The sequence below is a fragment of the Luteimonas marina genome (assembly GCF_007859325.1).
Taxonomy (GTDB): domain Bacteria; phylum Pseudomonadota; class Gammaproteobacteria; order Xanthomonadales; family Xanthomonadaceae; genus Luteimonas; species Luteimonas marina.
On sequence record NZ_VOHK01000002.1, the window covers coordinates 193,671 to 216,908 of the forward strand.

A 23,238-nucleotide genomic window follows, 5' to 3' on the forward strand; every position below is an offset into this window, starting at 1 on the left:
TGTCCCGGCAACCGCCTCTCCGTGCCGGGCGGCACATTCACCACACGCACCGGTACGGTATAGTGCGCGCCGCGTCGTGGGTCGGGAGGGCGAGTTCCGGCGGCGAGGGCGGGATCCACCGGATCCGGCCGTCATCGCGACGCGGCACCGTCCCGTCACCGGAGAGACCCAACCCCATGCGCAAGATCCCCCGCACCACCGTCACCGCGCTCGCGGTCGGCATTGCCGGCACGCTGGCCTTCGCCTCCAGCGCCCACGCCGCCGGCTTCCAGCTCAAGGAAAACAGCGTCAAGTCGATGGGCAGTGCCTTCGCCGGTACCGCCGCCAAGACCGGCGATTCCTCGGTCGTGACCAACAACCCGGCGGTGATGACCCAGTTCGAGGGCAACACCTTCCAGATCGACGTCACCGCGATCGACCTCAACTACGAATTCAAGGGCACCGCCACCGATGCCTTCGGCCGCCCGATGACCGGCGGCGACGGCGGCAACGCCGGCGACGTCACCCCGGTGCCGGCGATGTCCTACATCCGCAAGCTCGACAACGGCCTTGCGCTGGGCGCGATGGTCAGCGCCCCGTTCGGCCTGAAAACCGAGTACGAGGACAATTGGGTGGGCCGCTATTTCGCCCACACCTCCGACGTGCGCATCGTCGACCTGACCCTGTCGGGCGCGATCGACGTCACCGACCGCTTCTCGGTCGGCATCGGCGCGATCGTCTCGCGCGCCGACGTGACCCTGTCCAGGTCGGTCGACTTCGGCACCCTGCTGTATTCCAACCCGGCCACGCGGCCGCTGCCGTTCGCGCAGCCGCAGGCCGCCGACGGCTTCGTCGAGATCCAGGGCGACGACAACGGCTTCGGCTGGCTGGTCGGCGCGCATTTCCGCCCGACCGACAACTTCGCGATCGGCGTCAGCTACCGCTCCGAGATCGACTACGAGCTGGCCGGCACCGCCGACTGGACCGTGCCCGGCAACGTCGCGGCCGTGTTCAGCGCCAGCCCGACGACCGCGCCGCTGTTCCAGGACGGCCCGGGCGGCGCCAAGCTCACCACGCCGTCGGTCCTGTCGGTCGGCGCGCACTGGAACGTCACCGACCGCTTCGCGCTGTCGGCGAGTTGGGCCGAGACCGGCTGGGAGTCGCTGCGCGAGGTGCGCATCGAGTTCGAGAACCCCGATCCGGACGCGGTCGAGCCGTTCGAGTGGAGCGATTCGACCTTCGTTGCGATTGGCGCCGAGTACAAGCTCAGCGATCGCTGGACGCTGCGCGGCGGCATCGCCAACGACGAAACCCCGACCAGCCTCGAGCACCGCACCCCGCGCCTGCCCGACGACGACCGCCGCTGGTACTCGATCGGCGCCACCTGGCAGGTCAGCGACGCGCTCGACGTCAACTTCGCCGTCACCCACATCAAGCCCGACGACCCGAAGGTCGACGTCACTTCGAGCGGCAGCCGCATCGCCGGCCCGTTCGACGGCAGCGCCAACCTCTACGGCGTGTCGGCGCAGTACCGCTTCTGATCCGCGCCAGCGCGTGATGCAGCGAAGAAGGCCCCGCTCCGGCGGGGCTTTCTTGTCTCAATGCTCCGCCGAACCCGCTAAAACCTGTCATCCCGAGCGTTAGCGAGGGATCTGCTTCTGCGCGATCGGATAACAGATCCCTCCCCCGGATCAAGTCCGGGGTCGGGATGACAGGTCGGGGTGGCGGTGACGATCAGGCCTCAGCCGAAGAACCGCTGCAGCACGAACGTCCACGCCGGCAGCGTCGCCAGCGACAGCACGATGCCATAGCCGACCAGGGCCGCGGCCAGGCGCGGCGCCAGCCCGTGCGAGATCGCCAGCGCCGCGGCGGTGATCATCGTCGGCATCGCCGATTCCAGCACCGCCACCTGCAGCATCGCGCCGCGCATCCCGAACAGCCAGGCCAGCGGCAGCGCCAGCAGCGGCAGCAGCACCAGCTTGATGCCGAGGCCGGCGGCGAGCGGCGCGATCTCGTCGCGCGGCAGGCGCAGCCGGATCGTGAGGCCGACGGCCAGCATCACCAGCATCAGCATCACCCCCGACAGCCGCTCCAGCGCCGCGGCGATCCAGGCCGGCGGCTGCCCGGGCATCAGCGTGAGCCCGAACACCAGCGCCCACACCGGCGGGAACTTCGCGATCCGCAGCGCGATCTCGCGCCCGGACGGCCGCGCGTCGCCGCCGTAGCGCGCGAGCAGGATCAATCCCACCGTCGACAGCAGCATGAAGGTGCCGAACTGGTCGTACACCACCGCGAAGGGCAGCGCGCCGTCGCCGAGCAGGGCGGCGACCATCGGGTAGCCGATGTAGCTGGTGTTGCCGAGCATCGTGCACAGCGCCAGCACCGCGAACTCGTCGCGGCGCAGCCGCAGCCGGCGCGACAGTCCCCACGCCAGCGCCCAGGCCAGGCCCGCCAGCAGCCACGGCAGCAGCACCAGGCCGAGCAGCGAAGGCTCCAGGCGCAGCCGCGGCGCGTTGAGCAGGATCGCCGCCGGCAGGCAGACGTACAGCACCAGCAGGTTCAGCGTGTCGGCGGCGTTGTCCGGCAGCGCGCGCAGGCGCGCGAACAGCATGCCCAGCGCCAGCATCGCCAGCATCAGCGCGAAAGCATCGAAGGCCATCGTCGGCCGCTATCGGGGGTGGGGGAGGGGAATGATAGCGGCGCGTCAGCGCAGCGCGGGATGCGCCATTGGTACAGGCAGGAAGCCCGACGACGCTTCCTGCAAACCTCGAATACCCGCCGTCATCCCCGCTGACCCCCCGTCATCCCCGCGAAGGCGGGGATCCAGTGTCGTTGCCCTGAACAATGGGCACGCCGGGAAAGCCTGAAGGCAATCGATCCGGCCGTGAAAGACGCTGGGTCCCCGCCTGCGCGGGGACGACGGTTCGGGCGGGTTACTCCCCGAGCGTCAGCAGGCTCGCATTGCCGCCTGCCGCGGTCGTGTTCACCGTCACCGTCTTCTCGGTCGCGAAGCGCGGCAGGTAGTGCGGGCCGCCGGCCTTGGGGCCGGTGCCGGACAGGCCCTGGCCGCCGAAGGGCTGCACGCCAACCACCGCGCCGATCTGGTTGCGGTTGACGTAGACGTTGCCGACCTTCGCGCGCTGCACGATGCGGTCCACGGTCTCGTCGATGCGCGAGTGGATACCCAGCGTCAGGCCGTAGCCGGTGGCGTTGATCGCGTCGATCACGGCGTCGAGTTCGTCGGCCTTCCAGCGGATCACGTGCAGCGCGGGGCCGAAGTTCTCGCGGGTGAGCTGCGACAGCGACGCCAGCTCCCACGCGCGCGGCAGGAAGAAGGTGCCGTGGGCGAGCGATTCGTTCGACGGCGCCTGCGCGATCGGTTTGGCGACCGTTTCCATCTTCGCCGCGTGATCCTGCAGCAGCTTGAGCGCGTCGGCATCGATCACCGGGCCGACGTCGGTCGACAGCAGTCCGGGATCGCCGACGCTGAGCTCCGCCATCGCGCCGGCGATCATCGCGACCACCTTGTCGGCAATGTCGGCCTGCACGAACAGCACGCGCGCGGCCGAGCAGCGCTGGCCGGCCGAGGTGAAGGCGGACGCCAGCGCGTCCTTGACCAGCTGCTCGGGCAGCGCCGAGGAGTCGGCGATCATCGCGTTCTGGCCGCCGGTCTCGGCGATCAGGGTGGCGATGGGGCCGGCCTCGCGCCCGGCCAGCGCGCGGTTGATCGCGCGCGCGGTGTCGGTGGAGCCGGTGAAGGCGACGCCCGCGACGCGCGGATCCTTCGTCAATGCCGCGCCGACGGTGGCGCCGTCGCCGGGCAGGAACTGCAGCACGGCCTCGGGCACGCCGGCCTCGTGCAGCAGCTTCACCGCGTGCCAGCCGATCAGGTTGGTCTGCTCGGCGGGCTTGGCGATCACGCTGTTGCCCGCCGCCAGCGCCGCGGCGACCTGTCCGGCGAAGATCGCCAGCGGGAAGTTCCACGGGCTGATGCAGACGAACACGCCTCGGCCGGCGAGCTGCAGGCTGTTGGATTCGCCGGTCGGGCCGGGCAGGGCCTCGACCGCGAACGCGCTGCGCGCCTGACCGGCGTAGTAGCGCAGGAAGTCGACCGCCTCGCGCACTTCGGCGACGCCGTCGGGGAGGGTCTTGCCGGCTTCCTTCGTGCACAGCGCGATGTACTGCGGCATGCGCTGTTCCAGCAGGTCGGCGGCGTGTTCGAGGATCGCGGCGCGCGAGGCGGCGGGCGTCGCGTCCCAGGCCGGCTGCGCGGCGACCGCATTCTGCAGCGCCTTCTCGACGGTGGCGGCGTCGGCGGCCTGCCACTGGCCGACGCGCTGGCGGCGGTCGGCGGGATTGGTCACGGCGATGTCGGGACCGGACACGGTCGCGCCCGGCACCAGCGGGCCGGCGCGCCAGTCGGCGACGGCGGCGTTGACCTGTTCGGCCAGCGCGCGCAGCTGGTCGTCGTTGGCGAGGTTGACGCCCATGGAATTGCTCCTGTCGAGGTCGAAGCTGCGGTACAGGTCGACCGGCAGCGGAATGCGGGGATGCGGGATCGAATCGAAACCCGAGACGACCTCGACCGGATCGCGCACGAGGTCGTCGATCGAGACCTCCTCGTCGCTGATCCGGTTGACGAAGCTGGAGTTCGCGCCGTTCTCGAGCAGGCGGCGCACGAGGTAGGGCAGCAGGTCCTCGTGCGAGCCGACCGGCGCGTACACGCGGCAGGGCACGTCGAGGCGATCGGCGGGGATCACCTCGGCGTAGAGGTCGTCGCCCATGCCGTGCAGCTTCTGGAATTCGTAAGCGTGCGATTTCTGCTCCCTCCCCCGCCTGCGGGGGAGGGTTGGGGTGGGGGCCTCTCCGGAGGCGTCGTCGGCCGCCTGGCCCCCATCCCCGGCCCTTCCCCCGCGGGCGGGGGAAGGGAGCGAAGCGGAGAGCAAGGCCGACGCCATGCGATGGATCGCCGCGATCGTCTGCGCGTTGTGGGTGGCGAACATCGGATAGATCGCATCGACGTTCGCCAGCAGCCGCGCCGCGTTGGCCTGGTAGCTGACGTCGGTGTTGGGCTTGCGCGTGAACACCGGGTAGGCCGGGTGGCCGTCGACCTGCGCGCGCTTGACCTCGCTGTCCCAGTACGCGCCCTTCACCAGCCGCACCGGGATGCGGCGGCCGTGGCGGCGGGCGAGGCCGGCGATCCAGTCGATCACGAACGGCGCGCGCTTCTGGTAGGCCTGCACGACGATGCCGAAGCCCTCCCAGCCGGCCAGCGAGGCGTCGCTCCAGGCGCGCTCGATCACGTCCAGCGACAGTTCGAGGCGGTCGGCCTCCTCGGCGTCGATGGTCAGGCCGATGTTGTAGCCCTGCGCGCGCTGCGCCAGCTGCAGCAGCCGCGGCGCCAGTTCGGCCAGCACGCGCTCGCGCTTGGCGTGCTCGTAGCGCGGGTGCAGCGCCGAGAGCTTGACCGAGATCGACGGCGCGGTGATTTCGTCGTCGAAGCGGCCCCCCGCATCGCCTTGGCGATGCGAATGTGAGTGAGCGCCGATCGCGTCGATCGCGTCGCCGTAGGCCTTGAGGTAGCGGTCGGCGTCGTGCTGCGTGAGCGCGGCTTCGCCGAGCATGTCGAAGGAATAGCGGAACGCGGCGTTGGCGCCCTTGCGGCTGCGCGCCAGCGCCTCGCCGATGGTCCGGCCCATGACGAACTGGTGGCCCATGATCCGCATCGCCTGGCGCACCGCCAGCCGGATCACCGGCTCGCCGACGCGGCCGACCAGGCGCTTGAAGGCGTTGTGGACGTCGCGCCGGGTGTCGTCGGCGAGGTCGACGAGGTGGCCGGTCAGCATCAGGCCCCAGGTCGAGGCGTTGACCAGCACCGAGTCGGACTGGCCCATGTGCTTTTTCCAGTCGGCCTCGCCCAGCTTGTCGCGGATCAGCCTGTCGGCGGTGTCCTGGTCGGGGATGCGCAGCAGGGCCTCGGCCACGCACATCAGCAGCACGCCTTCCTCGCTGCCGAGGTCGTACTGGCGCATGAAGGCCTCGATCGCGCCCTGGTCCTGCGTGCGCGCGCGGACCCGGCGCACCAGGTCGGTGGCGGTGGCGTGGATCGCGGCGCGGTCGGCCTCGCCCCAGCCGGGGGCGGGCTGGCGGGCGACGGCCAGCAGCTCGCGCACGTGCGCGGCCTCGTCGAGGGTCCAGGCCGCGGTGATCGCGGCGCGGCGCGGGTCGGGCGCCGGCGGGAGTTCCGGGGAGAGCAGGGGCGTCATGGGCTGGCCGCAGGATACGCCCCGGGACGCGCGGGACTGCGCGAGGGGCGGAGTCGGTCATTCTTGCCCGCGCGGCGGGGGCGGGATTGCACGATTCCCGCGGGCTGGGCGGCGGCCGCGGCACAAGCCGTGCAGGCCGGGGGCAGTGCGGATCCGGCCCGACAAACACGCCGGATCCGTAGGTCGGGGCTACGCCCCCGACGCTGGATGTCGACGGCGTCGGGGGCGTAGCCCCGACCTACCGTTTGCGGGCCGGATCAATGGCCGGCGCGCAGGCGCCGGTATTCGCCCGGGGTCATGCCCACCAGCGCCACGAACCGGCGCGTGAACGCGCTCTGGTCGCTGAAGCCGCAGGCCTGGGCGATGCCGGCGATGCTGCCCGGCCCCTGCAGGCGGTGCATCGCGGCCTGGATCCGGATCCGGGTCAGCAGCTGCAGCGGCGAGAGCTGGAACACCTTGTGGAAGGTGCGCTCGAGCTTGGACTCAGAGAAGCCGGTGATCGCCCGCAGGTCCTGGATGCGCACGTTGCCGGCGTAGTGCCGGTTCATGTGCACCAGCGCCTCGCGCAGCGAACCGTAGTCGGCCTGCAGTCCCTCGCGGCCGGCGAGGTCGCGGGAGATGCCGACCAGCCCGGCCACCTGGCCGTCGACCCGCAGCGGCCGCTTGCAGGTCAGGCACCAGCCCGGCTCCTGGTCGGAGAACAGGTGCAGCTCCAGCAGGTTGTCGATCACCGCGCCGGCCAGCACCTGCTGGTCCTGCAGTCCGTAGTTGGCGGCCAGGCCGCCGGGGTACACGTCGCTGGCGCGCTTGCCGATGATGTCGCGCCGCGAACGCAGGCCGAGCCGGCGCAGCATGGTGGCGTTGACGTGGGTGTAGCGCCCCTCGCGGTCCTTGATGAAAAACAGCACCTCCGGGATCGCGTCGAACAGGGCCTCGACCTCGGTGGCGTCCAGGGCGGGAAGGGCTGGCTTCAACGTGGCGTCCGTCCAGGCAGGGGTAGCCGCGATGCCGTCGCGGCGGAAGGAAGCGCGCCGTCGGGCATGGCCGGACCGGACCCGCGGCGCCGGGCCGGACGCGCGGTCCGCCGCGACGGCGGACCCGGGCGCAGGCCACGGAACGAAGTCCGGATTCTATCCAGCGAACCGCATGGCGCGGCCCTTCGCGGCGGGTCGGCGGCCGCGAAGCTCGGGTCTCGGCTTGCCCCTAAACCCCCGCGGCCGCTACCATTTGGGAGTTTTCGCGTGCCCGCGGGGCGGGTTCGCGCCGTTCCGACGCGGTAGCGTGGCAGTCCCTTCCGGTTGCGAAGGTCCCGCCACGACGGGTTCGTTCACAGTTTGCTGGCGGCCGGCGGGCCGCGACCGATGACATTGGGGTCTAGGCAATGATGCAGGCGCGTTTTTCGCGGTGGGGTCTGGCAGTTCTGGCGTCGTTGCCGTTCGCGGCGCTGGCCGCGGACCCGAAGCCCTGGCAGCTGAACATGGGGCGGGGTGTCACCGCGTCCTCGCAGCACGCCTACGACGCGCACATGCTGGCGCTGTGGATCTGCGTCGGCATCGGCGCGGTGGTGTTCGCGGCGATGGGCTACGCCATGTTCAAGTTCCGCCACTCCAAGGGCGCGGTGCCGGACACCAGCTTCACCCACAGCACCCGGCTGGAGATCGTCTGGACCGTGGTCCCGATCATCCTGCTGGTGGTGATGGCGGTGCCGGCGACGGCCAAGCTGATCGCGATGTACGACACCCGCGAGTCGGAGATGACCATCAAGGTCACCGGCGTGCAGTGGCTGTGGAAGTACGAATACCTCGGCGAGGGCGTGGAGATCACCAGCCGCCTCGACCGCGAGAGCGACCGCCTGCGCCAGAACAAGGCGACCACTCGCGCCGAACTCGACGCGCACCCGGCCTACCTGCTGGACGTCGACAACCCGCTGGTGGTGCCGACCGACACCAAGATCCGCTTCGTGATCACCGCCGACGACGTGATTCATTCGTGGTGGGTGCCGGCGCTGGGCTGGAAGCAGGACGCGATCCCCGGGATCATCAACGAGGCCTGGACCGAGATCCTCGAGCCGGGTGTCTACCGCGGCCAGTGCGCGGAACTGTGCGGCAAGGACCACGGCTTCATGCCGATCGTGGTGCGCGCGGTGCCGAAGGCCGAGTTCGAGCAGTGGCTGGCCTCGAGCAAGGCCGCCGGCCAGACCACCGATGAGCCGTCGCAGGTGCCCGAGGGCGGCACCGGCAACGCGCCGCGCTCGGTCGACCCCGACATGATCGAAGACGTGCAGCAGGGCGAGGAGCCCGCCGCCCCGCAGGCGCCCGAAGAGGCCGCCGCCCCCGCCGACGCGCCCAGCGCCGACTGACCGAATTCGAGAAGGCAGACCGCCCCATGTCCACGCATACCGCCACCGCAGACCACCACCACGACGACCACGGCCACAAGCAGTCGTTCGTCGATCGCTGGCTGTTCTCCACGAACCACAAGGACATCGGCACGCTGTACCTGCTGTTCTCGTTCGTGATGTTCATCATCGGCGCGGCGATGAGCGTGGTCATCCGCACCGAACTGGCGGTCCCGGGCCTGCAGCACGTCAGCCCCGAGTTCTTCAACCAGATGACCAGCATGCACGCGCTGGTGATGATCTTCGGCGGCGTGATGCCGGCCTTCGTCGGCCTGGCCAACTGGATGATCCCGCTGCAGATCGGCGCGCCGGACATGGCGCTGCCGCGCATGAACAACTGGTCGTTCTGGATCCTGCCGTTCGCCTTCACCCTGCTGCTGATGACCCTGTTCCTGCCCGGCGGCGGCCCGGCCGGCGGCTGGACCCTGTACCCGCCGCTGTCGCTGCAGGGCGGCTACAACGTGGCCTTCACCATCTTCGCCATCCACATGATGGGCATCAGCTCGATCATGGGCGCGATCAACGTCATCGCCACCATCCTCAACATGCGCGCGCCGGGCATCGACCTGCTGAAGATGCCGATCTTCTGCTGGACCTGGCTGATCACCGCCTTCCTGCTGATCGCGGTGATGCCGGTGCTGGCCGGCGCGGTGACCATGCTGCTGACCGACAAGTTCTTCGCCACCTCGTTCTTCAACGCGGCCGGCGGCGGCGACCCGGTGATGTACCAGCACATCTTCTGGTTCTTCGGGCATCCCGAGGTCTACATCATGATCCTGCCGGCGTTCGGCATCGTCAGCGAGATCATCCCGACCTTCAGCCGCAAGCCGCTGTTCGGCTACCAGGCGATGGTCTACGCCACGGCGTCGATCGCGTTCCTGTCGTTCATCGTGTGGGCGCACCACATGTTCACGGTGGGCATGCCGCTGGGCGGCGAGATCTACTTCATGTTCGCGACCATGCTGATCGCGATCCCGACCGGCGTGAAGATCTTCAACTGGGCGACCACGATGTGGCGCGGTTCGATCAGCTTCGAGTCGCCGATGCTGTGGTCGATCGCCTTCGTGATCCTGTTCAGCATCGGCGGCTTCTCCGGCCTGATGCTGGCGATCGTGCCGGCCGACTTCCAGTACCACGACACCTACTTCGTGGTCGCGCACTTCCACTACGTGCTGGTCACCGGCGCGCTGTTCGGCATCATCGCCGCGGTGTACTACTGGTGGCCGAAGTGGTCCGGGCGCATGTACAGCGAGAAGGCGGCCAAGTTCCACTTCTGGTGGACGATGGTGTTCGTCAACCTGCTGTTCTTCCCGCAGCACTTCCTGGGCCTGGCCGGCATGCCGCGCCGCATCCCGGACTACAACGTGGTGTTCGCGGACTGGAACCTGATCAGCTCGATCGGCGCGTTCGGCATGTTCCTGACGCCGTTCATGATGGCCGGCATCCTGTGGCATTCGCTCCGGCACGGCGCGCAGGCGCCGGCGCGGGCGTGGGACAGCGCGAAGGGCCTGGAGTGGACGGTGCCGTCGCCGGCGCCGCACCACACCTTCGGCACGCCGCCGGTGCTCCGGCCGGGCGATCTCGCGCACGACGACGTGACCCACTGACGAGCCACCGACGGCACGATGCGATGAGCCCGACGACGCCCCACGACGACACCGCCCTGCGGCGCAGGCGCGCCGTGCGCACGGCGATCGTCGTGGGCGCGGTCGCGCTGGCGATCTACGTCGCCTTCGTCCTGTCCGGGGTGATCGGTCGATGAGCGGCAAGCCCGGCATCGGCAAGCTGGTCGCGATCTCGCTGGCCGCGTTCGCCTTCACCTTCTCGCTGGTGCCGCTGTACCGCATCGCCTGCGAGAAGGTGTTCGGCATCCGCCTCGACAACACCGCCGCCGACGCTTCCGCCGTGGCCGCGGCGGTGCCCGACGAGCGCTGGGTGACGGTGGAGTTCGACGGCAGCGTGAACTCGAAGCTGCCCTGGGGCTTCCGCCCCAACGCCACGAGGATGCGCGTGCGCGTCGGCGAGCAGTACGAGGCCACCTACGCCGCGCACAACACCGGCGACCGCGCGATCGTCGGCAGCGCCACGCCGTCGGTGGCGCCGGCGCGCGCCTCTGGCTACTTCAGCAAGACCGAGTGCTTCTGCTTCACCGCGCAGACGCTGCAGGCCGGCGAGGTCCGCGACCTGCCGGTGCGCTTCATCGTCGACCCGGCGCTGCCGCCGGACGTCAACACCATCACCCTGTCGTACACCTTCTTCAAGAACGACGTGCTGACCGATCGCCTTGCGGCGGCGGCACCGTCGTCCACCGTGCCGCGCGCGGCACCCTGACCCACCGCAATCCGGACTTTCCGCCATGGCCCAGGCCCACGCTGACCACGATCCCAACGTCTACTACGTGCCGCACGGCAGCCGCTGGCCGGTGTTCGCGTCGGTGGCGCTGTTCGTCGCGATGCTCGGTTTCGCCAGCTGGCTCAACGAGGCGAGCTGGGGCAGGGCGACATTCTTCGTCGGCCTCGCCGCTCTGGCGTTCATCCTGTTCAAGTGGTTCGCCGACGTGGTGCTGGAGTCGGTGTCGGGCTACTACAACAAGCAGGTCGACGTCTCGTTCCGCATGGGGATGGTGTGGTTCATCTTCTCGGAAGTGATGTTCTTCGCCGCGTTCTTCGGCGCGCTGTTCTACACCCGCCAGTTCGCGCTGCCGTGGCTGGGCGGCAGCGGCGACGGCGTGGCCACCAACTACCTGCTCTGGGAAGGCTTCAGCGCGGCGTGGCCGACGTCCGGCCCCGGCCAGGTGGGCGGCGCGTTCCAGACGATCCCCGCGTGGGGCCTGCCCCTGCTCAACACGCTGATCCTGCTCACCTCGGGCGTCACCGTGACCATCGCCCACCACGCGCTGCGCGCCGGCCACCGCACGCAGCTGCTGGTGTTCCTCGGGCTGACCGTGCTGCTGGGCTGCGTGTTCCTGTTCTTCCAGGCCGAGGAATACATCCACGCCTACCGCGACCTGAACCTGACCATGGGGTCGGGCATCTACGGCTCGACGTTCTTCATGCTGACCGGCTTCCACGGCGCGCACGTGACCCTGGGCACGATCATGCTGGCGATCATCTGGCTGCGCTGCGCCAGGGGCCACTTCACCAAGGAAAACCACTTCGCGTTCGAGGCGGTGGCCTGGTACTGGCACTTCGTCGACGTGGTGTGGCTGGGGCTGTTCCTGTTCGTCTATGTGCTTTGACGGCCGGGAATCGGGATTCGGGAATCGGGATTCGGAACGGCAGCGAGCACCGGATCGATTCGAGGAGGGCGCCGGCATGCCGGCGCTTTCCGCTTTTTCGGTGCTGCGATTCGGAAACTCCGCCGCTGTCATTTCGAACGCCATCGCTGTCATTTCGACCGCAGGGAGAAATCTGCGATCCCAAGGCGGGGTGCACCAGATTTCTCGCTGCGCTCGAAATGACAGCGGTGGGACAGCGGGCAGCCGTTCCGGCCGGCTCCGCTCAGGGATTCGGATTGCGTCCCACGCCGTGGAACTCGATCCAGCCCATGTAGTTGGCCAGCACCACCAGCAGGATCAACACGATCGACAGCGCGATGCGCTTGGTCAGCGCGTTCACGGTGCGCTTGGTCTGGCCCTTGTCGACCATCATGTAGTACAGGCCGGCGCCGAGGTTCCACAGGATCAGCGCCAGGAAACCGACGATCAGCAGGGTTTTCAGCGAATCGTTCATCGTCGTCTCCATGGGCGCGGCGCGGGCCGGGTGCGCGCATTATCGCAGCCGCGGGCGGGCGGGTCGTGAGCATCCGCCGGACCCGCGTGATCGGCTGGACGCTGGCGCTGCTGGCGATGGCGCTGTTCGCGTCGCTGGGCCGCTGGCAGCTCGGGCGCATGCACGAGAAGCAGGCGATGCTCGACGCGGTCGCGGCGACCCTGGCCGAGCGCAACCCGCGGCCGCTGTCGGCGGCCGGTGATCCGGCGCGGCAGCGCGATTTCGACTGGGCCGCGGGCGAGGGCGCCTTCCTCGATGGCCCGGCGGTGCTGCTCGACAACCAGCAACAGGGCGGCCGCCCGGGCGTGCGCGCGTATCGCGCGTTCCGGCCGCTGGGCGCGCCGCCGCTGCTGGTCGAACTGGGCTGGCTGCCGCTGCCGGGCGACCGCGCGACGCCCTCGGTCGACCTGCCGCCGGGCGCGATCCGCGTGCAGGGACTGCTGGTGCCGCCGCCTTCGCCGGGTCTGGCGCGGGCGGACCTGCGCCCGGCGGACAATGCCGTCGACGTGGTGGTGACGCGCCTGGATGCCGGGTCACTGGCGGCCGCCGTCGGCGTCGAGGTCCTGCCGCCGCGCGTGCTCAAGCTCGATCCCGCGCTGCCGCTGGGCCATGCGCGCGACCTCGACGTGCTGCCCAATACCCTGCCTCCGGACAAACACCTCGGTTACGCCGTGCAATGGTTCGGGCTCGCGCTCGCCGTGCTCGCCACCGCCCTGATCCTCAGCTTCCGCCGTCCCCATCGATGAACGCTTCCGTCTCTCCGCAACAGCGCGGCCGCAACCGCGGCATGCTGGTCCTGATCGTCGTGATCTTCCTCGGCAGCGCCATCGTCGCCGGCGCGCTGCGCTTCTCCGGCTGGCGCCCGGCGGGCATGAAGAACCACGGCGAACTGCTCGATCCGCCCGGCGACCTGCGCGCGCTGGTGCCGCGCCTGCAGGGCGGCGGCGAGTACCGCTGGAACCCGGGCGAGCGCACCTGGCGCATCGCGCTCGCGCCCGGCGACGGCTGCGGCGCGCCGTGCGTGGAGTTGTCGCGGCAGCTCGACACGGTGTGGCAGCTGTTCGGCCATCGCGCCGACCACGTGCAGATCCTGTGGATCGGCACGCCGCCGGACGGCGCGGTGCGCAACGCCGCGTGGCGCGGGATCGAGCCGTCGCCGGAACTGCTGGCCGCGCTGCCGCGCCGCGCCGATCCCGCCGGCACGCCGGTCTACGTCATCGATCCGAACGGCTTCGTGATCCTGCGCTACCCTCCCGGTTTCGATCCGGGCCACCTGCGCGAGGACGTGGGTCGCCTGCTGAAGCTCAAATGATGGACCACCCGCACCCCGCACCCTCGCGCCCGCAGGTCTACCGGCATTTCCACCGCATCGCCTGGCTGGCGGTGGCGCTGACGTTCTGCGTGATCGTGTTCGGCGCCTTCGTGCGCCTGTCCGATGCCGGCCTGAGCTGCCCGGACTGGCCGACCTGCTACGGCCGCGCCGCGTGGCCGCAGGCGACCCAGGACGTGAGCGGCCATGCCGCCAGCGCGATCCGCCCGTTCGAGACGCACAAGGCCTGGCGCGAGCAGGTGCACCGCCACCTTGCCGCGACGCTGGGCGTGCTGGTGCTGGCGCTGGCGCTGCTGGCCGCGCGCCGGCGCCGGTTCGGCATCGCCCAGGTGCTGGGCGCGTCGCTGCTGGTCGCGCTGGCGATCCCGCTGTACATGAAAGGACAGGTGGTGCCGGCGCTGGTGGTAGCCGGCCTCGGCGAGGCGCTGCTGCTGGTGGCGGCGCTGCGCTGGTCGAACCCCGGATCAAATCCGGGGCAGGCTCCGGGGCCAGGTCCCGGCCGGGACCTGGCCAACGTGGCCGTGCTGACGCTGGCGGTGGTGGTGTTCCAGGCGCTGCTCGGCAAGTGGACGGTGACCATGCTGCTCAAGCCGGTCATCGTCATGGGCCACCTGCTCGGCGGCATGCTGACCTTTTCGCTGCTGACCTGGATGGCGTGGCGCGCGACCCACCTGCCGATCGTGCTGGTCGACGCGCGCGCGCTGCGGCGCTGGCTGCTGGCGGGCATCGCGGTGCTCGGCGTGCAGATCGCGCTCGGTGGCTGGGTCAGCGCCAACTACGCCGCGCTCGCGTGCGGCGCCGGCGGCTGGACCACGCCCGAGGCGCACTACCTCGACTTCCCGAAATGCGTCGGCCAGTGGTGGCCGCCGACCGATTTCCGCGAGGGCTTCGTGCTCTGGCGCGGCGTCGGCGTCGACTACGAGGGCGGCGTGCTCGACGGCGCCTCGCGCATCGCGATCCAGATGGCGCACCGGATCTTCGCCGTGGTCGTGTTCGCGGCCATGGCGCTGCTGTCCTGGCGCCTGCTGCGCACGCCGGGACTGCGTGCATGGGCGGTGGTGCTGGCGCTGCTGACCCTGGCGCAGGTGCTGCTGGGCGTGCTCAACGTCAAGCTGTCGCTGCCGCTGCCGGTGGCCGTGCTGCACAACGGCGGCGCGGCGCTGCTGCTGTTCGTCCTCGTCGGCCTCTTCGCCCGCCTGCGCCCCCCATAGGGCGGGCCTCGGCCCGCCTCACGCCATGTCGGAATACCATGCAAGCCGGGGCCAACCCCGCCCCGAGAGAAACGGATGAATCGCGCGCGTTCCCTCGATCTGCGGCAGTACTGGGCGCTGACCAAGCCGCGCGTGGTCGCGCTGATCGTGTTCACCGCGCTGGTGGGCATGTTCCTCGCCGTGCCGGGCCTGCCGCCGCTGCGCGAGACCGTGTTCGGCCTGCTCGGCATCTGGCTGGCGGCGGCGTCGGCGGCGGCGATCAACCACCTGATCGACCAGCGCATCGACAAGGTGATGGTGCGCACCGCCGACCGCCCGCTCGCTACCGGCGCGCTGAATCCGTCGCAGGTGCTGGCGTTCGCGGTGTGCCTCGGCGCGCTGTCGATGGCGATCCTGATCGCGCTGGTGAACCCGCTGACCGCGGGCCTGACCTTCGCCTCGCTGATCGGCTACGCGATCGTCTACACCGGCTTCCTCAAGCGCGCGACGCCGCAGAACATCGTCATCGGCGGCATCGCCGGCGCGGCGCCGCCGCTGCTGGGCTGGGCCGCGGTGACCAACATGCAGGGGCAGTGGGACTGGGCGCACGCGCTGCTGCTGGTGCTGATCATCTTCGTGTGGACGCCGCCGCACTTCTGGGCGTTGGCGATCTTCCGCCGCGAGGACTACGCACGCGCGCTGGTGCCGATGCTGCCGGTCACGCACGGCGTGGCGTACACGCGCTGGCAGATCCTGTTCTACACCGTGCTGCTGTGCGTGGTGACGCTGCTGCCGGTGGCGATCGGCATGAGCGGGCTGTTCTACCTCGGCGGCGCGGTGGTGCTGGGGCTGGCCTTCCTGTGGTACGCGTGGCGGCTGCTCGATCCACCGGACGAACTGTTCGCGATGCGCGTGTTCAACTATTCGGTGGTCTACCTGATGGCGCTGTTCGCCTTCCTGCTGGTCGACCATTGGCTGATGCCGTGGCTGACGCCGGCGCAGGCGTTCGGGCTGGAGCGGATCGGCTGAGCGCCGGGTTCTGCAGGCGCTCCGGGGAAATCGTTCAGGCCGGTCGCGCGCGCTCGGCGACTTCGGCCAACGTCTCGGGCGTGATCGCCCAGCGTTCCGCATCCTCGTAGACGAACTCCGCGTGCAGCCTGCCGCCGGCGCGCAGCAGCTGGATCACGCACACCGTCCACGGCTCCCTGCCGTCCACCCGCGTCGCCTCGCGCAGTTCGTCCAGACGCGCGCCGATCGCGTCGACCTCGGTCTGCGGCGTCGCCGCCCGCGGCGGTTCGCCGTCGCGATAGCCGAAGCCGCTGATCCGGCGCGTGCCGTCGTCGTCGTAGCTGGCGATCAGCGCGTAGCCGTCGAGGTCGTGCCCGGCGGTGGCGATGTCGCGCAGCAGCAGTTCGCCGATGCCGCGGACCAGGGCGTCCTTGTCGGCCGCGTTCAAGACGCGGTCCCGATCATGTCGTCCATGTCCTTGCGTGCGATGCGGTCGAACACCTGGCCGGCCTGGTTGTCGAAGACGATGAGCTGCGGATCATAGACCGCCTGGCCCGTGGCCGGGTCGATCACCTCGTAGTCCACGCGCACCTGGTCGGGCCGCTGCACGTCCGCGGGCGCCAGCGCGATCTCGATGCGCACCTCCATGCCCTCGGCCAGCCAGTCGCTCCACTCCTGCTCCATGCCGGCGTAGACGCGCTGGTTGAAGTTGCTTTCCTGCGGGAACATGTTGACCGGGCCGTGGCCGTTGACGAAGCGGTAGGCGATCAGGTGGCCGACGTCGTCGCCGCTGCCCTTCATGTCGTTGTCGACGCGGAACCTGCTCTGCGCGTTGCCCTCGATGCGGTCGGAGTCGCGGCCCTGGCTGCTCGGTTCCCAGGTCAGGACTGCGTCGGCCGAGAGCGGGCGGCCGGCGTCGTCGAGCGTCCACACCACTGCGTTGGTCTCGCCGCTGCCGGCCTCGGTCACCGTGCCGGTGACCGCGTTGCCCTCGACGTCCTCGGCGATGCGCACGGTGTCGTCCGGCACGGTGCCGTCGAGCAGCATGCGACTGTAGCTGGCGCGGTCGACGCCGCGCGGGTCTTCGAGCATCGTGGTATGGCGGGTGAAGTCCTCGCGTGCCGATGGCAGTGAAGCCGGGCCGCCGTCGCGCGGCGCGTCGAACAGCCGGTTCGAGCCGGTCATCACGCGCAGTTCGCCGTCGGCGGTCATCTCCAGCGACAGCCGCAGGTCCTCGATCGAGGCGAGGTCGTTGGCGTCGGCGAGCGCGCGGAAGCTGGCTTCGAGCGGCGTGCGGGCGTAGTCGCGGCCGTAAACCTCGATGCGGGTGCGATCGGGGATCGTCGACGGATCGAAGGGGTTCACGCTGCGCAGCTGCTGCGGCGTGGCGTTCTCGTTGCGGATCGTCACGTCGTAGCGCACCGGCACGGTCTGCGCGCCCGTGCCCGGGGCCGAGACCTGCAGCTCGCCGGAGGCCGAGTAGGTGGTGTTCCACTGGCCTTCGTTTTCGTCGCTGATGCGCACCGAGGCCGGATCGAGCGCGAAGTCGACCTCGGCCGGATCGGCGGCCAGCAGCGCCTCGTCGAAGCCCGGGGCCTGGCTGTCCGTCAGGCGCGAGGCGAGGGCGCCGATCCAGTCGGAGACCGGCGGCGGCAGCGGCGGGGGGAACCGGAACGTCTCGTACGACATGCACAGGCCGGGCGTTTCGGTGCCAGGCGGCACCCTCGGAGGCGCAGGGTACCCGCGGCCCGGCGGCCGCGACATTGGGGAAAACCCGGGGGCCGGCGCAATCTGGGCCGCGGACGGCGCTCCCGCCCCGGCGCCTATACTCTGCAGCCGAACCGCGTCCGGTTCGCGCTCCGGCCGCGCCGGAGCCGCGACGCCCGCGGTCGACCTCCCCGGGATGAGCTGACGCGCGATGTCCACCGCCCCGCCCCTGTCGAGCGCCGCCGGCGACGGACTGCATTCGCGCTACCGCACGCTGTGGGGCGGCGTCGACGAGATGCTGGACGCCGACGGTGGCCTGCGTCCGGTCTGGCGCCGCTTCGTGCGCATGCTCGACGGACTGAGTGCGACCGAACTGGCCGCGCGCTTCGCCCGCGCGCACCAGTACATGCGCGATGCCGGCGTGTACTACCGCGCCTACGACGGCACGGGCGGCCCACCCGAGCGCGAGTGGCCGCTGTCGCCGCTGCCGGTGCTGATCGACGCGGAGGAGTGGCGCCAGATCGGGGCCGGCCTGGTGCAGCGCGCCGAGCTGCTGGAGCGCGTCGTCGCCGACCTGCACGGGCCGCAGCAGCTGGTCGCCGACGGCCTGCTGCCGCCGGAGCTGGTCGCCGCCAATCCCGAGTTCCTGCGGCCGCTGGTCGGCATCCGCCCGCGCGGCGGCCACTACCTGCATTTCTGCGCATTCGAACTGGGCCGCGGACCGGACGGGCGCTGGTGGGTGCTCGGCGACCGCACCCAGGCGCCCTCGGGCGCGGGCTTCGCGCTGGAGAACCGCGTCGCCACCGTACGCGCGTTCCCCGACCTGCCCGAGGGCGTGCACCTGCAGCGCCTGGCCGGCTTCTTCCGCCGCTTCCGCGACGCGCTGCTGGAGCTGGCCGACGGCCGCATGGACGCGATCGGCGTGCTCACGCCCGGGCCCAACAACGAGACCTACTACGAACACGCCTGGCTCGCGCGCTACCTCGGCTTCCTGCTGCTGGAGGGCGAGGACCTCACCGTGCGCGACGGCCGGATGCACGTGCGCACGGTGTCGGGGCTGCAGCCGGTGGGCGTGCTGTGGCGTCGCCTCGACGCCGCGTTCGCCGATCCGCTGGAGCTGCGCGCGGATTCGTGGATCGGCACGCCGGGCGCGGTCGAGGCGCTGCGCGCGGGTGCGCTGTCGATGGTCAATGCGCTGGGTTCGGGCGTGGTCGAGACGCGCGCGATGCAGGCCTTCCTGCCGCGCATCTGCGAAGCGCTGACCGGCGGGCCGCTGCAGTTGCCCGGCATCGCCACCTGGTGGTGCGGCCAGCCCGCCGAGCGCGACGAGGTGATCGCCCAGGCCGAGCGCATGCTGATCGGGCCGGCGTTCTCCACGCGCCTGCCCTACGAGGACCCGCAGGCGACCCTGCCCGGCGCGCAGCTCGATCCCGACGACCGCCGCGCGCTACTGCACAAGCTGCGCAGCGACGGCGCGCAGTGGGTGGCGCAGGAAGCGGTGCGGCTGTCGACCACGCCGATCCACGTCGACGGCCGCCTCGAGCCGCGCCCGTTCGTGCTGCGCGCCTTCGTCGCGCGCACGCCCGACGGCTGGGAAGTGATGCCCGGCGGCTTCGCCCGCATCGGCGCGCAGGCCGACACCCGCGCGATCGCGATGCAGCTCGGCGGCCAGGCGGCGGACGTGTGGGTGGTCGGTGATCATCCGGTGGCGCGGGACACCCTGCTGCCCGGCAGCCAGCTCAACCGCCGCGAGGCCGCCGCGCTGCCCAGCCGCGCCGCCGAGAACCTGCTGTGGCTCGGCCGCTACACCGAGCGCAGCGAGGCGATCGCGCGCGTCCTGCGCGCCTACCACGTGCGCCTGGCCGAGATCGGCGACCAGCCGATGCCGCTGCTCGACGTCCTCGGCGAATACCTCGGCCGCATGGGCATCGACGTCGCCGAACCGATTCCCCCCGGCCTGCTGCGCAGCCTCGACGGCGCCGCGACGAGCGCCGGCCGCATCCGCGACCGCTTCTCGCCCGACGGCTGGATGGCGCTGCACGACCTGTCGACCACCGCCAACCGCTTCGCCGAGCGCGTGGCCGCCGGCGACGACGCCAGCCGCGCGGTCACCGTGCTGCTGCGCAAGCTCGCCGGCTTCTCCGGCCTGCTGCACGAGAACATGTACCGCTCCACCGGCTGGCGCTTCCTCGAGATCGGCCGCCGCATCGAGCGCGCCCTCCAGGTCGCCGAGCTGCTCGCCCTGCTGTTCCACGACGAGACCCCGGCCGGCCTGCATCAGGCGCTGCTGGAGATCGGCGACAGCGTGATGACCCACCGCGGCCGCTACGGCGTCAATGCCGGGCCGCTGAGCGTGCTCGACCTGCTCGTGCTCGACGGCGCCAACCCGCGTTCGGTGATGTTCCAGGTCGAGGCGCTCAGGCACGAGTTCGCGCAACTGCCCGTCGCCGGCCTGCCGCGCACCATGCCCGCCTTCGCCCGGCAGGCGATGCGGCTGCACACCGAACTCTCGACCCGCGACGCCGGCACGCTCGACGCCGCCTGCCTGGCCGGCCTGGCGCGCGACATCGCCGGCCTCTACGAACAGCTGTCGCGGGCCTACTTCCATTGACCGCGCCGCCTCCCGCCCCTGCAGCTCGCGCGCCGGATCAATCAAGGATTGTCACAAGGATTGTCATTCCGAGCGCAGCGAGGAATCTGCTCGCAGTCGACGGGCGCAACAGCAGAAGCAGATTCCTCGCTGCGCTCGGAATGACAGCCATTCTTTCCCGGACACGCCAGATCCAGACCCCTCACCCATGCGCTACGACATCCGCCTGCGCCTGAGCTACGACTACCAGCGCCCGGTCGGCGACGCGCGCCACCTCGTGCGCGTGCAGCCGCGCGACCTGCCCGGCGTGCAGCAGGTGCAGGACCTCAAGCTGCGGATCGACCCCGCGCCGTCCGAGCGCGGTGCGTTCGAGGACTTCTTCGGCAACCCCGTGCTCTCGGTCGCGCTGCGTCCGCAGCACGAGGCGCTCGACGTGGAGATGCGCGCGCAGGTGCGCGTCGAGCGCGGCAGCCAGCCCGACCTCGACCTCTCCCCCGACCTCGACGGACTGCGCGCCGAACTCGCCTCGCTGCGCTCACTGGCGCCCGACGCTCCCTGCCATTTCCTGCCGCCCAGCCAACGCGCGCCGACGCTGCCGCGCATCGCCGCCTACGCCCGCGCCAGCCTGCAGGGCGCCGGCAGCGTGCTCGCCGTCGTCCACGACCTCGGCCACCGCCTGCGCAACGACTTCAGCTACGACAGCGACGCCACCGAGGTCGACACCCAGGTCGGCGAAGCCTTCGACATGCGCGCCGGCGTCTGCCAGGACTTCAGCCACATCATGATCGCCGGCCTGCGCGGCCTCGGCATTCCCGCCGGCTACGTCAGCGGCTTCCTGCGCACCATCCCGCCGCCCGGCCAGCCGCGCCTGGAAGGCGCCGACGCCACCCACGCCTGGGTGCGCGCCTGGTGCGGCGTGCAGATGGGCTGGCGCGAATTTGATCCCACCAACGGCATCCCCGCAGGCGACGACCACATCACCATCGCCTACGGCCGCGACTACGCCGATGTCCCGCCGATCGCCGGCGTGCTCAAGACCACCGGCGAGCAGACCGCCACCCAGGCGGTCGACGTGATCCCGCTGGAGTAGGAGCCGCACCGCGAAGCGGCGTCGGCTTGAACGAACCGTCAGGCCTCGCGCTCGCCTGCAATGGCCTGCCCGATGCTCAGCTCGTTGCCGCTCGGATCCGCCATGCGGAAATCACGCATGCCATAGGGACGATCGCCGATGGCAACGACCATGGTGACGCCCGCGCGGACCAAGGCCGCGTAGTAGTCATCGATGCCGCCGGACACGCCGAGATAGACCTGCGCCGCGCCTGCGGGCTTGGTGCCCGTGCGTTGCGTCAGGGTGATCTCGACGTTGTCCCGGCAAACGGCGGCAATCTCGGGCGGCGTGCCCCATGACCAGGCCAGGTCGAATCCAAGCACATCCCGATAGAAGTCTATCGACTCGGCAAGATCGTTCACTGAAAGGATGGGTGAAACGGACTCGATTTTCATGGCTTCAGTGACCTGTTTTCGGGGCTTGGCGCCCGGGTCGAGCCGCGCCCGGAAACGGCGTCGGCTTGAATGAGTTGTCAGACATCATCGCGGTCTCAGCAAGTCCTGTGCCGCCGAAGAACATGGCCAAAAACGAGATAGGTGGCAAGGTAAAGCACTGCGATACACAGGCCTGTGTCGCCGGCGACGATATCCCACAGGTCGGAATGCGAACCCGGTACCGTCAGGAGCAATACGGGAAACGCGAACTGGAAGAAGAAGTTGTGGGCGGCATGAGCGACTGCAGCAATCCAGACCGATCCGGAACGCACCCTGAGTTCGCTGAAGACGAAGCTCATGGCGATGATGCCGAGGCCGTAGACCAACGCCATGAGCAACGGGTTGTCCGTCTGGTAGAAATCCCCGAAGGCAATGAGCGGAAGATGCCAGGACGCCCAGACAAGCGCGCAGGCGAGGTAGGGACTCTTGAAGCCACCGCTCATCATTTTAGGCAGCAGAAATCCGCGCCACCCGAGCTCCTCCCCGAACGCGCCAATGAGGCCGAGCCCGAGAACGGATAGAAGGACAGGAGTGATCTGGAGGAGTTGTTCCGGGGAGATCGGCGAGAACTTTCGGATATCGAAGGCTGTGGATACAAGCCCCACGAACAATGCCAGCAGCAGGGGAACTGCGATGGCGTAGATGTAGTAGCGCCCCTTCCCCACTCGAAAGCCGACATCTCCGAATCCCGACTTCAAGATGAGCCTCAGCGCTATGGAAAGGACGCCCGGAATGCACATCAGGGCGACGATCCAGAGTGGGCCGAAGTTCCTGACGCCACCATTGAGGATGATGAAGGCTTCGAAGCCCCAGCTGATCGCAAGCACCGAGACGATGAAGACCCATGCCTGACTTCGGTCGTTCATCGCGTCTCCGTGGCTTGACGTCCGGCGCCTGAGTTAAGCCGCGCCACGAAGCGGCGTCGGCTTGAATGAATTGTCAGGCGCCACTCGATGCCCGCTCCCACGATGCTATCAGGCCGGGCCTGTGACGAAACAGTGGATGACAGTCTGGAACAGCCACGCCAGCCCAATGCGACAGAACATCCGGACTGCGCATCGCGAGCTTGCGTTGCAGATGTTGCCACTCATACGCAAGTTGCCCCGACGTTACAGGGATAGAGGGAATTTTCCGAACCGGCCCGACCTTGGAGCGGTTGAAGTTGTAGCCGCGCTGCAGGGCCTCGCCGTGGATTGTCGCCAGGTACGAGTTCATGGCCGAGCGCGGATGGGGATGGGCCTTGAATCGCTCCAGTTGTGGGTGATGGAGGTACCCCCGCGTCTCGCCGCGAAGCACCGCTTTGGCCAACAAGGCCTCACGCCACAACGCGACCAGACCTTGCGTGTCCAGGTACCTGGGATGCAGTGACCAGAGACGCATGACGTGGCGCCTAATGCCTGAGTTAAGCCGCGCCGCGCAGTGGAGCGAACACATGACAAGCTTTACCTGCCATGTGGC

21 protein-coding genes are annotated in these 23,238 nt (G+C 69.9%); 12 read left to right on the forward strand and 9 right to left on the reverse strand.

Annotated elements, in window-relative coordinates; all coding sequences use genetic code 11:
• The first annotated feature begins 176 nt into the window (after positions 1–176).
• The gene (locus tag FQY83_RS04985) at positions 177–1,520 is read left to right on the forward strand and encodes an OmpP1/FadL family transporter (RefSeq protein ID WP_158636434.1); all 1,344 of its coding nucleotides are present in this window, start codon (positions 177–179) and stop codon (positions 1,518–1,520) included.
• Between the two features lie 200 nt (positions 1,521–1,720).
• Here FQY83_RS04985 and FQY83_RS04990 read toward each other — a convergent pair whose 3' ends face one another.
• The 3 genes from FQY83_RS04990 to FQY83_RS05005 all read right to left on the reverse strand — a co-directional run bounded on the left by FQY83_RS04990 (position 1,721) and on the right by FQY83_RS05005 (position 7,219).
• On the reverse strand, positions 1,721–2,638 hold the full coding sequence (locus FQY83_RS04990; RefSeq protein ID WP_146385689.1) for an AEC family transporter: 918 nt from the start codon (positions 2,636–2,638) through the stop codon (positions 1,721–1,723).
• Between the two features lie 274 nt (positions 2,639–2,912).
• Positions 2,913–6,245 carry a bifunctional proline dehydrogenase/L-glutamate gamma-semialdehyde dehydrogenase PutA gene (putA, locus tag FQY83_RS17755; RefSeq protein ID WP_238333410.1) on the reverse strand — a complete coding sequence of 1,111 codons (3,333 nt, stop codon included), beginning with the start codon at positions 6,243–6,245 and terminating at the stop codon, positions 2,913–2,915.
• Positions 6,246–6,502: 257 nt separating this feature from the next.
• Positions 6,503–7,219, reverse strand: a complete 717-nt coding sequence (locus FQY83_RS05005; protein ID WP_146385691.1) for an AraC family transcriptional regulator — start codon at positions 7,217–7,219, stop codon at positions 6,503–6,505.
• A gap of 407 nt (positions 7,220–7,626) precedes the next feature.
• On the opposite strand from FQY83_RS05005, the gene coxB reads away from it, so the two are divergent.
• The 5 genes from coxB to FQY83_RS05025 are packed head-to-tail and all read left to right on the forward strand — an operon-like array spanning position 7,627 to position 11,881.
• Complete coding sequence (coxB, locus tag FQY83_RS05010; protein WP_146385693.1) at positions 7,627–8,604, forward strand: cytochrome c oxidase subunit II; 978 nt, start codon at positions 7,627–7,629, stop codon at positions 8,602–8,604.
• A gap of 26 nt (positions 8,605–8,630) precedes the next feature.
• Positions 8,631–10,250, forward strand: coding sequence for a cytochrome c oxidase subunit I (gene ctaD, locus FQY83_RS05015; protein WP_146385695.1), 1,620 nt, complete (start codon positions 8,631–8,633; stop codon positions 10,248–10,250).
• A 23-nt stretch (positions 10,251–10,273) separates the two neighbouring features.
• A complete protein-coding gene (locus tag FQY83_RS17885) occupies positions 10,274–10,405 on the forward strand; it encodes a hypothetical protein (protein ID WP_272952444.1) in 132 nt (43 codons plus the stop codon).
• Positions 10,402–10,974 carry a cytochrome c oxidase assembly protein gene (locus FQY83_RS05020; RefSeq protein WP_146385698.1) on the forward strand — a complete coding sequence of 191 codons (573 nt, stop codon included), beginning with the start codon at positions 10,402–10,404 and terminating at the stop codon, positions 10,972–10,974. Before FQY83_RS17885 ends, FQY83_RS05020 begins: the two co-directional genes overlap by 4 nt.
• Before the next feature lie 25 nt (positions 10,975–10,999).
• A complete protein-coding gene (locus tag FQY83_RS05025; RefSeq protein WP_146385700.1) occupies positions 11,000–11,881 on the forward strand; it encodes a cytochrome c oxidase subunit 3 in 882 nt (293 codons plus the stop codon).
• Positions 11,882–12,143: 262 nt separating this feature from the next.
• Here the strand turns inward: FQY83_RS05025 and FQY83_RS05030 are convergent, their stop codons facing one another.
• The gene (locus FQY83_RS05030; protein ID WP_146385702.1) at positions 12,144–12,374 is read right to left on the reverse strand and encodes a twin transmembrane helix small protein; all 231 of its coding nucleotides are present in this window, start codon (positions 12,372–12,374) and stop codon (positions 12,144–12,146) included.
• A gap of 116 nt (positions 12,375–12,490) precedes the next feature.
• Here FQY83_RS05030 and FQY83_RS05035 point away from each other — a divergent pair, with 116 nt between their 5' ends.
• From FQY83_RS05035 to cyoE, 4 genes are all read left to right on the forward strand, one after another.
• Complete coding sequence (locus tag FQY83_RS05035; RefSeq protein WP_425478605.1) at positions 12,491–13,159, forward strand: SURF1 family protein; 669 nt, start codon at positions 12,491–12,493, stop codon at positions 13,157–13,159.
• Positions 13,156–13,725, forward strand: coding sequence for a hypothetical protein (locus FQY83_RS05040; RefSeq protein WP_146385706.1), 570 nt, complete (start codon positions 13,156–13,158; stop codon positions 13,723–13,725). The genes FQY83_RS05035 and FQY83_RS05040 overlap by 4 nt, the downstream gene beginning before the upstream one ends.
• Positions 13,725–14,954: a COX15/CtaA family protein gene (locus tag FQY83_RS05045; RefSeq protein ID WP_146385708.1), complete on the forward strand. Its 1,230-nt coding sequence runs from the start codon at positions 13,725–13,727 to the stop codon at positions 14,952–14,954. Before FQY83_RS05040 ends, FQY83_RS05045 begins: the two co-directional genes overlap by 1 nt.
• Positions 14,955–15,029: 75 nt before the next feature.
• On the forward strand, positions 15,030–15,962 hold the full coding sequence (cyoE, locus tag FQY83_RS05050; RefSeq protein WP_146385710.1) for a heme o synthase: 933 nt from the start codon (positions 15,030–15,032) through the stop codon (positions 15,960–15,962).
• Positions 15,963–15,996: 34 nt separating this feature from the next.
• Here cyoE and FQY83_RS05055 read toward each other — a convergent pair whose 3' ends face one another.
• Both FQY83_RS05055 and FQY83_RS05060 read right to left on the reverse strand, forming a co-directional pair.
• The gene (locus FQY83_RS05055) at positions 15,997–16,389 is read right to left on the reverse strand and encodes a hypothetical protein (protein ID WP_146385712.1); all 393 of its coding nucleotides are present in this window, start codon (positions 16,387–16,389) and stop codon (positions 15,997–15,999) included.
• Complete coding sequence (locus FQY83_RS05060; protein ID WP_146385714.1) at positions 16,386–17,630, reverse strand: DNA/RNA non-specific endonuclease; 1,245 nt, start codon at positions 17,628–17,630, stop codon at positions 16,386–16,388. Before FQY83_RS05060 ends, FQY83_RS05055 begins: the two co-directional genes overlap by 4 nt.
• A 229-nt stretch (positions 17,631–17,859) precedes the next feature.
• Here FQY83_RS05060 and FQY83_RS05065 point away from each other — a divergent pair, with 229 nt between their 5' ends.
• Together FQY83_RS05065 and FQY83_RS05070 are read left to right on the forward strand one after the other, a co-directional pair.
• Positions 17,860–20,259, forward strand: coding sequence for a circularly permuted type 2 ATP-grasp protein (locus tag FQY83_RS05065; protein WP_146385716.1), 2,400 nt, complete (start codon positions 17,860–17,862; stop codon positions 20,257–20,259).
• A 187-nt stretch (positions 20,260–20,446) separates the two neighbouring features.
• Positions 20,447–21,328, forward strand: coding sequence for a transglutaminase family protein (locus FQY83_RS05070; RefSeq protein ID WP_146385718.1), 882 nt, complete (start codon positions 20,447–20,449; stop codon positions 21,326–21,328).
• Positions 21,329–21,366: 38 nt separating this feature from the next.
• Here the strand turns inward: FQY83_RS05070 and FQY83_RS05075 are convergent, their stop codons facing one another.
• The 3 genes from FQY83_RS05075 to FQY83_RS05085 all read right to left on the reverse strand — a co-directional run bounded on the left by FQY83_RS05075 (position 21,367) and on the right by FQY83_RS05085 (position 23,214).
• The gene (locus FQY83_RS05075) at positions 21,367–21,741 is read right to left on the reverse strand and encodes a glyoxalase superfamily protein (RefSeq protein WP_146385720.1); all 375 of its coding nucleotides are present in this window, start codon (positions 21,739–21,741) and stop codon (positions 21,367–21,369) included.
• A 95-nt stretch (positions 21,742–21,836) separates the two neighbouring features.
• Positions 21,837–22,646 (reverse strand): CPBP family intramembrane glutamic endopeptidase, encoded by an 810-nt coding sequence (locus tag FQY83_RS05080; protein WP_146385722.1) that lies wholly within the window; start codon positions 22,644–22,646, stop codon positions 21,837–21,839.
• A 73-nt stretch (positions 22,647–22,719) separates the two neighbouring features.
• Complete coding sequence (locus FQY83_RS05085; protein WP_337678299.1) at positions 22,720–23,214, reverse strand: pyrimidine dimer DNA glycosylase/endonuclease V; 495 nt, start codon at positions 23,212–23,214, stop codon at positions 22,720–22,722.
• Between the last annotated feature and the right edge of the window lie 24 nt (positions 23,215–23,238).